This is a genomic window from Paenibacillus urinalis (assembly GCF_028747985.1).
GTDB classification, from domain to species: Bacteria; Bacillota; Bacilli; order Paenibacillales; family Paenibacillaceae; genus Paenibacillus; species Paenibacillus urinalis.
In genome coordinates this window covers 1304304-1320725 of sequence record NZ_CP118108.1, presented here as the reverse complement: position 1 = coordinate 1320725, position 16422 = coordinate 1304304, and the positions used below count along the sequence as shown (strand labels likewise).

Annotated in this window: 14 protein-coding genes; 1 reads left to right on the top strand and 13 read right to left on the bottom strand. The window is 46.1% G+C overall.

Going from position 1 to position 16422, the window contains the following annotated elements; translation table 11 throughout:
- Positions 1-193: 193 nt before the first annotated feature.
- The 12 genes from PUW25_RS05850 to PUW25_RS05795 form a co-directional block, all read right to left on the bottom strand.
- Positions 194-751 (bottom strand): YdhK family protein, encoded by a 558-nt coding sequence (locus PUW25_RS05850; protein WP_047912306.1) that lies wholly within the window; start codon positions 749-751, stop codon positions 194-196.
- 166 nt (positions 752-917) lie between these two features.
- Entirely contained in the window at positions 918-1649 is a 732-nt protein-coding gene (locus PUW25_RS05845; protein ID WP_047912150.1) for a DUF6081 family protein, read from the bottom strand.
- 392 nt (positions 1650-2041) lie between these two features.
- Positions 2042-3595: a hydantoinase/oxoprolinase N-terminal domain-containing protein gene (locus PUW25_RS05840; protein ID WP_047912151.1), complete on the bottom strand. Its 1554-nt coding sequence runs from the start codon at positions 3593-3595 to the stop codon at positions 2042-2044.
- A complete protein-coding gene (locus PUW25_RS05835) occupies positions 3588-4691 on the bottom strand; it encodes an S-methyl thiohydantoin desulfurase family protein (protein WP_047912152.1) in 1104 nt (367 codons plus the stop codon). Before PUW25_RS05835 ends, PUW25_RS05840 begins: the two co-directional genes overlap by 8 nt.
- A 4-nt stretch (positions 4692-4695) precedes the next feature.
- Positions 4696-5958 (bottom strand): cytosine permease, encoded by a 1263-nt coding sequence (locus PUW25_RS05830; protein WP_047912153.1) that lies wholly within the window; start codon positions 5956-5958, stop codon positions 4696-4698.
- Positions 5959-6098: 140 nt separating this feature from the next.
- Positions 6099-7685: a PucR family transcriptional regulator gene (locus PUW25_RS05825; protein WP_047912154.1), complete on the bottom strand. Its 1587-nt coding sequence runs from the start codon at positions 7683-7685 to the stop codon at positions 6099-6101.
- Positions 7686-7721: 36 nt separating this feature from the next.
- Entirely contained in the window at positions 7722-8675 is a 954-nt protein-coding gene (locus tag PUW25_RS05820) for a sensor histidine kinase (protein WP_274338555.1), read from the bottom strand.
- A complete protein-coding gene (locus PUW25_RS05815) occupies positions 8668-9345 on the bottom strand; it encodes a response regulator transcription factor (RefSeq protein WP_205053880.1) in 678 nt (225 codons plus the stop codon). The genes PUW25_RS05820 and PUW25_RS05815 overlap by 8 nt, the downstream gene beginning before the upstream one ends.
- Positions 9346-9356: 11 nt before the next feature.
- Positions 9357-10139 (bottom strand): ABC transporter permease, encoded by a 783-nt coding sequence (locus tag PUW25_RS05810; RefSeq protein WP_205053881.1) that lies wholly within the window; start codon positions 10137-10139, stop codon positions 9357-9359.
- Positions 10132-11049, bottom strand: a complete 918-nt coding sequence (locus PUW25_RS05805; RefSeq protein WP_274338554.1) for an ATP-binding cassette domain-containing protein — start codon at positions 11047-11049, stop codon at positions 10132-10134. Before PUW25_RS05805 ends, PUW25_RS05810 begins: the two co-directional genes overlap by 8 nt.
- Before the next feature lie 209 nt (positions 11050-11258).
- Positions 11259-12497 (bottom strand): MFS transporter, encoded by a 1239-nt coding sequence (locus PUW25_RS05800; protein ID WP_205053883.1) that lies wholly within the window; start codon positions 12495-12497, stop codon positions 11259-11261.
- Positions 12498-12518: 21 nt separating this feature from the next.
- A complete protein-coding gene (locus tag PUW25_RS05795; protein ID WP_274338553.1) occupies positions 12519-14177 on the bottom strand; it encodes a glycoside hydrolase family 43 protein in 1659 nt (552 codons plus the stop codon).
- Between the two features lie 294 nt (positions 14178-14471).
- Between PUW25_RS05795 and PUW25_RS05790 the strand changes: the two genes are divergently transcribed.
- The gene (locus PUW25_RS05790) at positions 14472-15365 is read left to right on the top strand and encodes an AraC family transcriptional regulator (RefSeq protein WP_205053885.1); all 894 of its coding nucleotides are present in this window, start codon (positions 14472-14474) and stop codon (positions 15363-15365) included.
- A 203-nt stretch (positions 15366-15568) separates the two neighbouring features.
- Here PUW25_RS05790 and PUW25_RS05785 read toward each other — a convergent pair whose 3' ends face one another.
- The gene (locus PUW25_RS05785; RefSeq protein WP_274338552.1) at positions 15569-16342 is read right to left on the bottom strand and encodes a hypothetical protein; all 774 of its coding nucleotides are present in this window, start codon (positions 16340-16342) and stop codon (positions 15569-15571) included.
- Positions 16343-16422: the final 80 nt, after the last annotated feature.

The following is a 16422-nucleotide window of genomic DNA, read 5'->3' as shown; positions in this document are numbered from 1 at the left end:
TATCCTTTATAGGATTCCCCGCATAACTGTGAAGCTATACAGTAGAGGATATTAGGATGCTGCATATATCGCTGACAATTATCCATTATTTTAAGGCATATGAAGACTTTATGAGCTGCTAACAAAAATGCCTGCGGTTCAGGACTAAGTCCTGCATCGCAAGCATTTGTCGTATCCTCGTTAAAACGGTAATTTACAGTGCTGCCAGCTCTTCTTCCGTCACCCATTTATGGTTTGACACAGGCTCGCCGCCCGTCGTTGGAGTGAAATCAACCATATATACGGTTGTGGGCTTGGCCGAATCGATCGTGGCCTCTGCTCCTTTCATCCCTTCCATATGATCGGCGAGCAGCACGACCTCGCTGCCTGGTGCAAACGGTTCGCTGCCCGCATCCTGGATTTCTTCATGGATGACCCACTTATGATCCGTTACTTCCTCCCCACCGGTAACAGGTGTATATGAAACCGTATAAACGGTCGTATCATAGGCTCCGGTAATCTTAGCTTCTGCTCCCTTCATGCCTGACATGTGGTCTGTAGTCATCTGCGCCGTGTCTCCGACCTTATATTTCGGATTTGCCGCTTCCTTCAAACCTTCAGGAACCTCTCCTGACGAAGAATGATTCATGGCCGAATGATCCTCGTGCGCCGCTGTGTCTGCAGCATCGTTTGAATTGCTGTCGCCAGCATTCCCACATCCGCTCATGATGAGCATAGCTGTCATTCCGATTAGTGCCCATTGTTTTTTCATATTTCGTTCACCTCGTCTAAAGTCTTTGATGCATTTATAATATACCCTATAGGGGTATAATTCAAACATTATATTTCTCCTTGTCATGCCCGTTAAAAATAAAACAGCCTTTCGTTCCAAAGGAACAAAGGCTGTTAAAGAGGTTACGATATGGAACTCACGCTGTTTATTCCTTAATCGTTACGGTCACTGGTGAATACTCAGCGATGACCGTCTGTCCATGCACAGATACGCTGCCTTCCGGAGACAAGTCCTTCTCCGTCATAATGCCGAGCGCAATCGTAAATTTGTTCATTTTGATCGGAATGCCGGTTTCACGGCGTACCTCGTGGCCATTGACGAGGAATACAGCTTCATCATTAGCACGGTTGTACGTAATGGTATACGTGTTGAACTCCTGAGGCTTAAAGTGAGCGTCATCTTCTTTGAAAATGCTGAAGTAACGGGTCTTGTCCGATTCAGGAACCTTCACGCCAGGGAACGGCAGAATGGCATACACACTGCAGAACTGCTCATTGTTAGCAAAGAAGTCGAGCGCGGCTCCGGTACTGAAATCCAGTAAATTCAGGGATACATAGCCATCATAAAAATCTCCGGGAACGGTTCCTCTTGTACGCGCACGAATCTGCAGCTCGAAGGTCACTTCACCGGATTCCGGCACTTCGACTTCCTCCGCGGAATAATACATATGCTTCGCATTATCGAGAATCTGAACTTGGTCATGCTGCCGGCTCAGCGGCGCCCGTACATATAATATTCCGTTCCGTACGATGACCACCGCATCCGGCTCCCTGTACTCCCAGAACGTTCCGTCCGGAAGAGCGAATCCTCCAATCTTCCACACTTTACCTTCATCTAAAATGGAGTGAAAATCTCCAAATACACGCTGCTGCTCCATTGATCGATCCTTCTTTCTATAAATAAATGTGAATGGGGTCTCAAGTGACCATACCCTTCTAGTATATAGGATTATCTCGAACAATTCCTGTCCAATACATGAAGAACTCCAATCTGCACTCTATTTCTAAGATGATAAGGGATGGTAGCGACAACGACATTTTTACGGTACAGCAAATAGGTCCGGATCACCAGGCACGATATAAACAGCACCAATTCTTCCAACGTAATGCCGTATAGATTCATTTATAACCAATGCCGGCGATGAGAGCGTATTGAATCCATTCTATTTATCGAAATCTCACGCTCACTTCCTTATGCATATATTTACATAAAAAAGAGGCTTCTATGGAAAGTATTACACTTTCACATAAAAACCTCTCATCCTTCATTTTATCTCATCTGACCTACGACCTTCACTCGGAGCCTGGTTGCATTCTCCGGGTGATAAGCCAGCGGCGTTTCTTCCACTTCGACCAATTCAATCGTGTCCGCTGCAGCTCCTGCGAGCACCGCTTGGTTCACCGCTTTCTCCCGGGCATCCTGAAGCGAGAATTCGCGCGGCTCTCTGGAGTAAATATAGATCTGTTCATACTGCCCGCTGATCTGGGCAATCGATGCTCCAATCGCATTGGCAACACCGCCATTCGGCACCTTGATCATACTCGCTACACCGCGGATGCTGTCCGGCACAATAATACTACCTCCGCCGACAAGCACAAGCCTCACATCGTCAGAGGAGGTCTTCATCTTATCAATTGCCTGCTCGAGGATCAGAGAGATTTCCGCCTGAACGGATCTTGCAAAATCTTCTTCCAGGTGAGCGACAAGCGATGGATCACCAACGTCGGCCAGCCCCAGCCGGACTGCAATATCTGTCGTCGTCAGCGTCTTGCCGCCAAAGACAAGCGCCTCTTCACCGATTCGGTAACCGACACTGTCCGGTCCCACCGTAATCTTACCGCTCTCATTCACACGAACAATGCTCCCGCCGCCGAGTCCTACAGAGATGATGTCCGGCATCCGGAAGTTCGTCCGAATATCACCAACCTCTACCGCTACAGAAGATTCTCTTGGAAACCCATCCTGCAATACTCCAATATCCGAAGTTGTACCTCCTACATCCAGCACCATCGTGTCCTTAATCTGCGCCAAATAAGAAGCGCCTCTTATGCTGTTCGTCGGTCCGCAGGCAATCGTAAGAATAGGGAACTGCTTCGCATAGTCAATAGACATGAGGGTGCCGTCATTCTGACACAAGAACACTTGTGCAGCAGTAATCCCCTCCTCCGCCAGAGCATGGACAAACCCTTCTGTGGTCGTCTTAATAACCTTACACAAGGCAGCGTTCAGAATCGTTGCATTCTCACGCTCAATGAGTCCTACTGAGCCGATTAAGGAGGAGCAGGATACCGGGAAGCCTTCGCCATAAGCCTTGTGAATGAGGTCCCGCACCTGCAGTTCCTGATCATTCTTGATGGAAGAAAATACGCCAATGACTGCAATTGCTTCGACTTGATCCTGCCATTCCTTAAGAATGGCGGTAATCTCTGCTTCGTTAATCTCGCCTAGCACCTGACCGTCATATTCATAACCGCCTTGAACGAGGGCATAACGGCCAGACAACACCTCCATCATATCCTGCGGCCAGGCCGTATAAGGAGGAACGGAGGCAGTCGCTGGATAACCCAAGCGGATGACACCAACCTTGGCCAATTTCTTGCGCTCTACAATCGCATTGGTACACTGCGTCGTACCCAGCATTGCATGTGTAATTTGGGTCTTGTCGATCCCCGCCTCTGCAAGCAGGCTTCTGAGTGATGCTTCGATCCCTGATCCGATATCGAGGCTTGTCGGAGATTTCACCGCATGAAGAAGCTGATTATGCTCATCCAGCAAAATGGCATCCGTATTCGTTCCACCCACATCAATTCCGATTCTATACATGGTCCTTCACCGCCTTGTTCACTAGTTCCTCAATTGGGACATAATCGTAGTCATAGCCAAAGTATCTTGGTCCTGCTGTTTCGATCCCCTTCTTCGTTCTCCATTTATGATCGCAAGGAAGTCCAATAACCCGCACACGCTTCCCGTATTTCAGGCTTTCTGTGGTTACCGGAGACAGCGTCTCATAGTCCACCAGGCACAGAAGATCCGGTGTCATCGCGATGACCTCATCATCCTTCTCAGCAATGAGATTCTCATTCTGGAAATGCACCTTCATCATTCCGCCTTTATGCGCTTCAATGCCCTCCAGATTTATTCGTCCGAGGTTGAAGCCTCCCTTGGTTTCCCGAATGACGTCAACAATCTTACCCTGGAAGAGCTCATATCCCGATACAAGGGCCAGCAGCTCGCTGAGCTTGTCCTTGGCATCCTTGTGATTAGAAGCTATAATCTGTCCAATCTTCTCAGAGAGCGTCACGATATGGTGAACCCCGCTCTGCTTCATCTGCAAGCCCGTCGTAGGATAGAGGCTCACGAGTGAGCTTGCCCCCATCTCGACTGTGGCCGTCCGCGCAAGACGCTCGGTCCAGCGGTTGTTGATCGTTTCAAAAATACCGATGTTTCCCTTCTCATCCGTAATCGCCATTGGCGTTGCTGATATTCCGTCCAGGTTGAAGGTCACCATCTGCAGCTCGGGGAAGGCTCTGCCCATTCCGTCACAATCGACCAGGGGCAATCCCAGCTGGGCTGCAACGACAATCGGAATCATCGAGTTCACGCCGCCTGCTTCCATCGGATAAGTACCAGCAATCTTGTCCTTGCCCAGGTACTGGGAGAGCTTCTGAAAGACTTTAACGAATTCCTCTCCATTGGGGAACTTTTCGGACGAGACCGATGGCGCTCCCATCATTGCCGTAGGAATAAAGAAGTCTTCATCCTCTATTTCATCAACCGTAACCAGTTGAACAGGTCCATTCTTCTCAATCGCTGATATGGCCATAAGTTTGCCGATATAAGGGTCACCCCCGCCGCCCGTTCCAAGAAACGCAGCGCCAATCGCAATATGTTCAATCGCAGCTTTATCTAAATATCTCATTTTATTAATCCTCCAGTACGACAGACTTTGAAGCGGTTAGACGATATCCAATGACATAGATAACAAATGAAATCACGATGCCGATCAGCGGCTGATTAGATACCTGCGGCAAGCTCGGGAAGAGTGACAACAGGACCGGAATACAGGCAATTACCGAGCCAATGAGCCAGGAGTATACGCCGAGGAGATTGACTCCCTCGGTCTCCTTCCAGCTGTTCTTATCCCCTCGGTTCATCACCCAGTAGGAAGCAATCATCACCCCGGCTACAGGCGGTACCATCGCGGACAAGACCGACATGACAGGCGTAAAATAATCCAGGATGCCGATAACCGCGAGCAGTGTTCCAATCAATCCGGCCAGTCCAACCGCCCACTTTTCTTTTTCTTTCGAAACATTAAAGACATTGGTTAGTGCAAATCCGCCGGAAATGGCATTGACCATATTGGTCTTCCAGGCAGCCAGAATTAGGACAACTCCGCCGATAAACGGAGTAGCGATGCTGAGAAATACCGCCGTGACATCATTGGTCTGATAAGCCAGCGTCAATACAGCTCCTACACCGATCATGAGCAGACCCGCCGGAATGATGCCGAAGATCGCTGCTTTCCATACGTCAGAACGCTTCTTCGAGAACTGTGAATAATCCCCTGCAATTACCGCCCCGAGGGCGAAGGAGCCGATCGTTACAGCCAGTCCATCCATAAAGCCCATATTTTGCTCAGGTCTGTAATCGGCAATCAGCTGCATTGTATCCCCATTCAGTGCTTCAATGAGGCCATATACGCACAACACGACCAGTAGAGGAACAGCAATATAGCTTAGTACACGCAGCACCTTAATTCCATACATCGCGGATACGACCATCACGAGGCCGCTGATCAAGGAGGCGACAGGAACCGGCATATTCACATCAAATTCCGACAGCAGATTAGCAAGTGCTGCCCCACACACATTAGCCTGAATACCAAACCAGCCGAGACAGGCAATGGTGAGAAGAATGGAGAGAACGGTTCGTGAACCCCTTTTGCCAAATACCTGGCTTGCCACCTGAACCGTTGATTTACCTAAATCCGTGCTCTGAATGCCCTGCAGAATCATAATGGCGACGATAATTGAATATCCCACCAGAGTCACCAGTAGAGTCTTTGACATGCTCATCCCTGTAATCAGGGTGTTGCCGACGAGAAGTCCCGGAATGCTGATCATGGCACCCGCCCACACGATGCCAAGCGTGAACCAGGACTGATTTGCTTTTTCGTTCTTCATCGCTTCCCCCTCCGTTCTTTGTTCAAATTGATTTTTCTCATTGTATTAGAAGAAGGGATGCGCCGTCTTTTTCAGAAAGAAAAAGAAAAATCCGAATTTTTGTCTAATTCGACAAAAACCCGGATTCATTGGATTGAAGTTCAGCTGTTGATTAACCGATAGATCATGCATGCAAGATACACATCATAAAATTCAGAGTTCATCGTAATATCGTACCCGATGTGCTCACTGATCTTCTTGATTCGATACTTCACCGTATTCTTATGCACATAGAGCAGCTTGGCACAGTCATCAAGATTCCCCTTCGCATCCAGCAGATAAGTCGTCAGTGTTCTGATCGATTCGGAATCCTCCAGTACAGGAGCAATGACGGACAGCCACTCCTCGATTACCTCTTCTCCCTGCACGCTGAGGTCAATCGCCCGCTTCATCGAGCGGATCTCCGCAGCCGTATACAGCTTGCGATGATTGTAGATCAGGTGTACCTTCTTGCCGACCTGATTCACGAGCTGATACATCCGGCGCACATCGGTCGTGTTCTTCATTCTTGGTGCGTAGATGATCTTGGAGATCGAAGAGGAATAACGTGCTGCCTCCATATATTCCGCTGCAATTTCGTATTCATTGTATTTATATGAGCAATTTCCAAGGAGAACGACAATACCATGCTCCATCGTCTGGATCACAGCCGTCTTATAATATTGGGCGAGATATTCCTCAAGCTCCTCGCGGATCTTTTTTTCCTCCGATAAATCCTGTACCGATACGAGCCACATCATTTGAATAGCAGAGACATCAATATGCAGCTGATGCGCCAGTCTGCGCATCTTCTCGCTCTCATCATTAATGATCGCTTTGACGAGCGCGTATTCGCTGACCTCGTTATGCTTGTCCCCCCACAAATTGATCGCCACCTGCACGACCTCACCAATTTTGTCTATCGTCTTGGGCGGTAATTTGGCATTTTCCTTGATCACAAAAAGAAACAGTGTCTCGCCGTTCTTCTGATGAACACTTCGATGCTCAATATAGCCGGCAGATTCCACTTCTTCTGCCTTCATTCTGCCATGGGTCAGCTGAGGTGCGTATTCCCGAATCATTCGCGAGACGTCAAGGGTTGAGTTACGGGGCCACATGACCCGGTTGATCATATCCAAACTACTGCTCGTCAGTACCAGGTTGGCCTTCAGCCGGTCGGATAACAGCTTCAGCGTCATTTCTACACTGCGGGAATGCTCAGGCAGCAGTGAGACCTTCTCTAGCGACTCATTCACAAAATTATCGTTGATCGTCTGCTGGCTTAGTACAACCGCTTCCATCACTTCATAGATGACTTCGTTATACCGCAATGTATAATCGTTCTCCGGCATACAGATAATCATGAAATTACGGGATTCTGCGAACTTCAACAGTTCAACCGATATCTCCGGAATAACAATGCCGACATAATATAGGATTAATCCGACCTCTCCAAGGTCATGCAGATACTGAATCGTTTCACACTGTTTTTCAATACTGTCTTTAATTGAAAATAAGGAGCTAATTACGAGCTCCTCTGCATACCATTCCTTCTGAACGGAATTTACGATCTGTGAGGAGAAGTCGGCATTCGACACCTCCAGTACAGACAAGGAGGAAACGGTCCGTTCCACATTACTGTGACCGGTCAGCACCTTCGCCCCTCGGAAGGAGGGCAATTGCAATATTTCTTTAACGGTTACCCCCATTAGCCTCACCACACTTATGCATTTGCTTGATCTAAATTAATTCAATGGGTATTCGGATTGAATCTGATTGACCGGCAGATAGATTCTAAGAATGAACCACTGATTCTCCAGCGCTGCATCCATCTTACCGTTCATTTTTTCTATCAGCTTTTTGGAGAGATACAGCCCCAGTCCGCTGGCTTCCGTATTGGTTCGGCTTGTGACCTCGGTATAGAAGCGCATAAACACTTTTTCTACAGCAACCTTGCTGTTCGGCTTGATATCATTCTTGACGGTCATGAGGAGGAACCCATCTTCCAGCTCATAGCCTATGACCGCTGTGCTCTTGGCATAACGCAGGATGTTCTGAACCACATTTTGTATAACCCGTATCAGCATGTAGGCGTCGGCAATAATCTCCACACGGCTATGCGACTCAGGAAAAGTAAGCTCAATATTCTGCTTCTCCAGCTGCTCATAGTAAGTTAAGAAGATCTCTTCGACCAGGCTGGAAAGGGAGAGTGATGTAAGCTCCATCTCCTTCTGATTGGTTTCCACGCGCGCCAAGTCATAAAAGTGATCGGTCATCTCCAGTAATCGGCTTACAGAACCTTCCACAATGCCAAGATAATGAATCCGCTTGGACTCATCTTGTGTCTCACTTAGAAGCTGAACATAGCCCTTAATCGAAGTGAGCGGTGTTCGCAAATCATGAGAGAGCCCGGCAATGGACAGCTTAACGTTCTCCTCCATTTGCCGGACATGCCGATTTTTATGCTCGTAAGCATCAATCATTTGATTCCATTCATCGACCAGCTCGATCAGTGCCTTGTCACGAAAATCAAGAGACAGTCTGCTGCCGAAGCCTGCCCGGTCCGGAATGTCTTTCATCGCATGCTTGAGCTTACGGAGCTGCCTCTTAAGGAAGATGATATACAGTAGGAGCGCCATAGCCAGGAAGACAAATACCCATCCCCACATCCCTTGCCAGCGCCCCTTTCCGTTAATCAAATTTGAAGCCGATACCCCATACGGTTTTGATATAGCTTGTGTCATCCGAATGAAGTTTATTTCGCAAATTACTGATATGTGTATTGATCGTTTTCTCACTATCCATAAAAGGTTCATTCCAGACACTCTCATAAATATTTGCACGGCTGAACACTTTGTGCGGATGCTCCAGCAATAGCAGAAGGATCGCGTACTCTCGTCCGGTTAGATGAAGCGTCTGGTCGTTCAGCTTCACTTCACGCGTTTCTGTATTTACCGTAATATTGTGATAACGAATCTCTGTATCATGAGGAGCGGCAGCCTTCGTTGTGGAGGCATGTCGCAGCTGAATATCCATGCGCGCGAGCAGCTCCTTCACGTCAAACGGCTTCACGATATAATCATCTGCTCCGCTGGTCAACAGCTCCAGCTTGGATTGCTGATCGTTTCTCGCTGAGATGACAATGACAGGAACGGCTGAACTGCTTCGGATCTCTTGCAGAAACTGCTCACCATTGATCCCTGGAAGCATCAGATCCAGAAGAATGACATCCACCTCATTTTGCTCAAACAGAAGCTTCCCTTCCGTGCCTGAATAAGCACTCAGCGTGTGAAAGCCCCTCTGCTCCAGAGTCTCCTTAATCAGAGAATGAATAGCTGCATCATCTTCAATGATTAACACATTTACCATCTCTACTTCTCCTACTTTATGTCTGTTCGTCCAAATAGAAAGATTCCTATAGCTGATGATAACACGATTGTGATGAGACTGACCACGGCCATCTCTGGAAATCTAGCAATATCCGCCGAGCTCGCAAAATCCGAATAGAACAGGAAGGATTCAGAGAACCAGAAGGTGACGTGCTTGAAATGCTCGGTCTGCTGGAAGATACCTGCGCCAAAGCCGGTTCCGATCGTATACAAAAAGCTCCAAACGAGCGAAGTACCGCTGTTCTTGGTCAGAAAGCTAATCATCACATAGATTGAAACGTTTGATACAATTAATAAATATAAAGTGCCGAAGGTTTGGAGTGCATAGCTGATGTAGCTCTGAACGCCGGCAACCTCTCCGAAGCCAAACAGAATTGAATAGCTGATCATCCCCATCAGAACGAGCAGGATCGAACCCATCAGTGTAAGCAGTACGGATATGAGCAGCTTGGACAGATAGAAATGGGTACGGCTGCGCCCCAAGGACAACGCATTTCGAATCGTTCCGTTCTGGAACTCTTCTCCAATATAGAAGCTGATAAATGCGCTTATCACGAGCAGAACGGCAAGTCCATTCTTCTCCATCATGAGAACCCCTGTTGCTCCGTTAACTACCGTATCAATCTTTTGTACCAGCTTCTCTCCATTGCTTATTATATCCATCTTGCTTAGAGCCGCTTGGCAGACCGGCAATAGGAACATAATGGCAAGCACGATCCATAGCTTGCTGCTGCGATATATTTTGATTCGTTCCGCTGACAAGAGATTAAACATCTGCGCCACCTCCTGTTAACTGTAAAAAATAATCCTCCAGCCTCTGCCTGCTGGCACCAATACGCAGTACATTCACCTCAGCAAAGACTAAGGCACGGTTGATTGCCGCAACCTCACTTACCTTGTCATAGATGTGAATCTCTGCTCCGTTAATAACTTCGTAATCTCTGATTCCGAGTCCATCCAGCACTACAATCGCTGCCTCTGCCTCTGTTGTCTCCAGTTCAATATATTGCCGAGTTTCGTTAGCCAGCTCCTCTTGCGAGAACTCCCTGATCAGCTTCCCTTCATGCAAAATACCGTAGTGAGTGGCGATCTGCGATAGCTCATCCAGCAAGTGGCTTGAGAGCAATACGGTTATCCCACGCTCAGTCACCATCCGTCTAATAATCTCTCGCATTTCTACAATACCTGAAGGATCCAGACCGTTGGTCGGCTCATCCAGAATTAAAAATTCAGGGTGAGTAATCAGTGCCGTGGCAATCGTCAAACGCTGCCGCATGCCCAGCGAGAAATTTTTGGCCTTCTTCCTGCCTGTGTTGTTCAGATTCATCAAGCGAAGCAGATCCTCAATCTCCCGTTCGCTTACACCGCCGTTTGCTGCCTGTACCCGCAAATTCTCACGAGCGGTCAAATCGGGATACAGCGCCGGATGCTCAATCGACTGCCCCATTCTTCTCCTTACTTGCTGCAGTCCCTTCGCCCCGGTCTCGCCAAACAGCTGGATACTACCCTCGTCGACGGTAATCAGTCCCATCATCGCACGCATAAAGGTCGATTTGCCTGCGCCGTTCTCTCCGATCAAGCCGTAGATCATGCCTCGCTTAATCTCAAGGGATACTTTATCGAGCGCTTTATGCTTGCCGTACATTTTGGATATATGAGTTGCCTTCAGAATCGTTTCCGACATTTTCGAATCACCCTTTTTGAAGTTGATGAGCTAAGTATAGAATGCAGATATAAATAAATGGACCCGATAAGTATAAAGAAAGTATAAAGATTTGCGATGGATACAATCTATCTTTCCATGACATCGTATGTGTGATTATCTAATCTATTGAATAGCAAAAAACCACTCCTTATACGATCATAAGAAGTGGTTAAGGGTTCAATTATAATCTATCTAGACACTGATTTAATGGAGAGAATCAAGATTCCTCCCAAAATGGAGAATACAAATGACATGATAAAAATAGAAGAGAACCCTACGGAAGAGATCAAAACCGCTGCAATGACCGGAGCTATCGCTTGGGTTACCGTATTTCCCAGATTGTAAAATCCTAAGAAAAATCCTACCCGGTTTTTGTCCGGAATAACCTCCAGATTCAATAGGTTATCGAGCGAGTTCCAGATGCCCATTCCCAGACCAGCCATAAAGGCATAGATAATGATACCGGTCTCATTTTGTAAGAAGAAAATGCTTAAGGCACCGATCCCTAACAAGATCGTAGATAAGCCTACGGGTAATTTTAATATTTTGAACTTATCTGCTAGGGGTCCGGCTATAAATCCCATCGCAATCCCGAAGACCAGCATGATCGTGTTAATTAATTGAACAGACTGTTGTGTAGCTATAGTGTCCTTATGCAGAAAATCTGACATGATATATAACAGGTAACCCGTAATCGCGAAGTTTCCAATTCCCTGAAACAGCTTGCCGGTTAGAGCCAAGTAATAATCACGACCTACGGACCAGGATGGAAAAATAGTCGTCAGCTCTTTTATCGAAAACTTCACCTTAGCCGTTGGTTCGGATGAATCCAGCTTCTCTCCTAGATTGGAAGGTTCTCGGACGATTAATGCAGCAATCAAAGTACCCACGAAAGTTATAATACCGAATATGATAAAGCCTAAACGGAATTGTCCGAGGAAGAGAGCTCCTATAATGGAAAAACCGTTGTTGCCAAGCGCCATCCCCAATCCGCCATAAGCAGATGAGGCCGTACCTCTGCCACTTTCAGGAGCCAAATCCAGCCAAGCAATCATCGGTGCAACAATGAAGTTCAGCGCAATCTGTCCCAGCATCCAGCTTAGCAGTAAGAAGGGAATCGTTGTACTCATCGAAGCCAGAATCATAGCGAGCATAAATACAAAGGCACCGGAGACAACCCAAGGTGTTCGTTTACCGAAGCGAGATCTGGTGCGGTCCGAGAGATATCCGGCAACCATATTCGACAGAGCCGCGGTGACCATTCCTACGGATGAAAATAAAGCGACTAATTCAATTTTGTTATCCGCATCCAAATGCTGAATTAAAGCCGGAAGGAACAAGCTCGAAGCTACAATATAGGGGCCAAGCCAGGAAGCCGGCCCAATGATTAATCCTGGTATTAGTCGTTTCAATGATATGGTATTCATGATGGAGCTTCCTCTCTAATGCTAGTCATTTTTCACTGAGTAGTAATCAAAATCTGCAAAGGAGTCATGCTGATGGGAATCGACTGTGCCAATAAAATTAAACAAGCCTGTAAATCCGCCAATCTCACCCGGTTCCCCGTTAACACCTTCATCAGACAAATAAGCCGCATCTATTCCATCCGCCAACACTTTCCAATCCAACTCATCACTGAACCGATAATAGAAATCTAATATACCTGAATGGTAAACAGCCTTCAGCTCAACAACACCTTCAGGTACCGAAATATGGTGATGTACAAATTCGATGCGTTTTCCTAATTTCGCCTGCAGTAACTGCAGAACAGTACAATGGGATGCTTCAGAATGGGTCAAATGGGCATAAATCCAATTGTTGGAGTCATAGTAAAGCCCCATACCCGCTGTTTCGGAGTAATGATCGGGATGAAATTCAAGCTTGGTTTTAAATTCATAATGAAATGACGTTGCACGAGTGGCCATAATCGCCGGATTCACTTGGGAGAAGAAAGAATTCTCGCCATGGATCCGTAAATGTCCTGCCCGCTCCGTGGTATTCACCCAAGCAGCCTCTTGATCGCGATAAGGCGTCATAAAGTGGATGTCATAGGTGTTGTCATCAAAATGATCAAATACATCGTGCGTTATTGTAGTCGATAACGGAACACCCTGCATGCCCTGAACTTCCATCTTGGCTACATTCGTTCCATCCTCCATTTCCAGCCAGCCGTCCTCTGTCCAATTCATTTTTTGAATGGACGTTTCACGCCCCAATGGATTTAGCAGTGTTCCTTCGAGTGGACGCGACATGAGATGTGCAATATACCATTCCCCTGTTTGGGTTTGAACCAACGAGCCATGACCCGCTTTTTGCATGATCGATTGGGGATTGTACATTTCAAAATGTCCCGCATCCGGATCACCTAATGAGAACAGATGACGTGGTGAAGACGTAATAATCGGTTCAGCAGATGGATGCGGCTCATAAGGGCCAAATATGCTCTTCGATCGCCCGATCTCTACCCCATGTGCATAGCCGGTTCCACCCGCAGCCTGAATCAGATAATAATATCCGTTATGCTTATATACTTGCGGGGCTTCTACACAGCCGCGGCTGGTAAACCCTTGCGTTACCCGATGCCATTTACCGATGATTCCCCCTTGCTCCAGATCAGCCTCGGCAATGACAATATGTCCGGGTGCCTGGTACCCTTGGCGTGTTTCCCATTCGAGTGTGGAGATATAGTGCTTACCATCCTCATCATGAAAAATAGCAGGGTCAAAGCCGATAGAAGTCAAATAAATTGGATCAGACCAAGGTCCATTTATATCTTCAGCCCACACCGCATAGGAGTCTGAATTAAACTCACGACCTGCCATATTGAGCATGTGGGAAAAGGCCAGCCAATATTTGTTCGTAGTAGAATCATAGGATAAATGCGGCGCCCAGATTCCAGCGGGTGTATTCGTACCGCGCAAATTAATCTCACCGTTCTTTAATACATGGCTAATGAGCTGCCAATTGGCTAAATCCGTCGATTTAAAAATTTGGATACCCGGGTTCCAATGAAATGTGGATGTGGCGATATAATAAACCTCACCTACACGGATAATGGATGGGTCTGGTGCCATGCCAGGAATAATAGGATTTTGAATGACTGTCATTTTACTACTTCCTCTCTCTCTAATACTATGTTGGGAACGCCGCTCAATACGATAAGCACATTCCCGATCACGACCTCCTTATTTACCCTTTTTTTCTTGCTGACTTAAACCTTCCAATTACTTGATGATTCCGCTTTCTATTTTGACTATGATAAAATAATCAAATGACATAGGTACTTAAGCTGATTTAAGAAAGCGTTTGCTGCTGCATAGCTATATTATAATAATAAATATCTGATCATTACGTTAGTACAACTAGGGTCAAATTTACCCTAATCAAAGGTGGTACGATATATGGAAATGAATGAAAACAGCCTCATAGGTTATAAGACACAAATTTTTCCACGCATTGATTGGAACATACGTTTATTCGGTGCACACAAACAAACTGTTTATTCGAATTGGTCTATGACCAAGGAATATCACCATGCTTTTGAGATCTTGATCGTCTTAGATGGGGAACAGGAAACCTGGATTGAAAATAAACAATATATGATCAAGAAAGAGGATATCCTTCTGATTCCTCCGGGATTTGAGCATACCAACAAGTGCGTCACTGCTGATTCCATGACCTACTTTTGTGCTCATTTTGATATTGACGAACCTGCTTTACGGATGAAAATCATGAAAAATAGTGATTGGATCTATCAGCCTGATAGCCCCAATCATGGCAGGTTAAGGGCATGTCTTCAGAGATGGCTGAATATCCTGGATGATCCAGATATCACCGGCTCCAAAGCCAAATTACGAGCACAAGTGGTACTCTTTGAGCTATTAGAGGTTCTCATCGACATTGAGCCGCTGGATACGGAGATCCGAAGTCATCAATCGATGACGACCGCAAAGTATGCAAAAGAAATTGCGGAAGCCATCAAGTGGAGCTTTAAACAAAAATGTATACAGAAGGACGAAGATACCTCCATCCATATACAACCGATTATCGCTTCTCTTGGGATCAGTCCCAACTATGGGTTAGAGGTATTCCAGAAGATTTACCGTATGTCTCCTCGTGAATATCTATCGAGTCTCAAATTACAAGAGGCTAAGATGTTACTGCAACAGCCGGAGATATCCATTAATGAGATCGCAAATCGTTTAGGCTACAAAAACCTGGCTCACTTCAGTAGGCAATTCAAAAGATGGACAGGATCAAACCCTACCGAATTTCGAAAAAAAGCCCGTCGTTAATAAAGGCAAACATCATCATAATTCTTCAACGCAAAAAAGGCCGCCTATTTATTTGGCGGCTATTTGTTATGGAATGGACCTACGAATGAACTCTCAAAATTAATGCCCCAAGGCCTTAACACCATTTCTAAATTCATCAATTGAATTGTTTATTTTCATAACATCATGTTTCATTTATATGAAAGTGAAGCGGGTTGTTCTCTTTAAAATCTTTTATAAAAGGTGGCCATACTGCTAAACCCGTAGAGACTGTTACTTGTAAAAGTTACGGTCTGTCCCTCCGTACTTTGTAGAAATCGTTCATTCCAATGCCCTATATTTGAGGTAGACATCTCCGCTCGTTCCTTATTGGCGAAATATCCTAGAGAGACGTGAGGTGTGTAGGAAGGTCCGCATGTTTCTAATCCAAAGCGTTCCTTGTATTTCTCAATGAGGCACTTCCTCTCCTCTTCGATCTTATGTAACACGGCCCTTGAACGGGAATTAGCAGGTTTCAGGCTTGCCACCAGGACCGAATTCCCCCATTTAATCAGCTTATCGAACTGAAAGTCAATCGATTCCTCCATATGGATATGTAATGGCCGGTCATCAATCCTGAAGTAGTCTCGCTCTCCTCCCCGTAGGGAATGAGGTAAATTATCGAGCAGATCCTCCGCATTAAACAGATGTTCCCGTGATACCTCCTGTACATTACCATCATTAATTCCGTCCCATAGAGTCACATGATATGAATGAGAAGGCAGAGGACAAAACAGATATGTATTCTTCACTTCTGATAATTGTGTAAGTGTTTGATTGAGACTTTTGTATAATCCTAATTGTTCAGATTCGATATCACAGCTTAATAACTTCAAATCTTCATTCGCATCTAGCGGTAATAAGCAGTCCGATGGATTATCAAATAGGATGGAATACCCTCTAAAATGGGACCACTCCGGTGTAAATCCAGCAATTTTAGGGTTGGTAATAGTAAACATGTATAACCTCCATTTTAGTAATCTTTATTCAACGTTACTACTTCATATACAAATTGCTGTAATACCATAGATTATCTCAT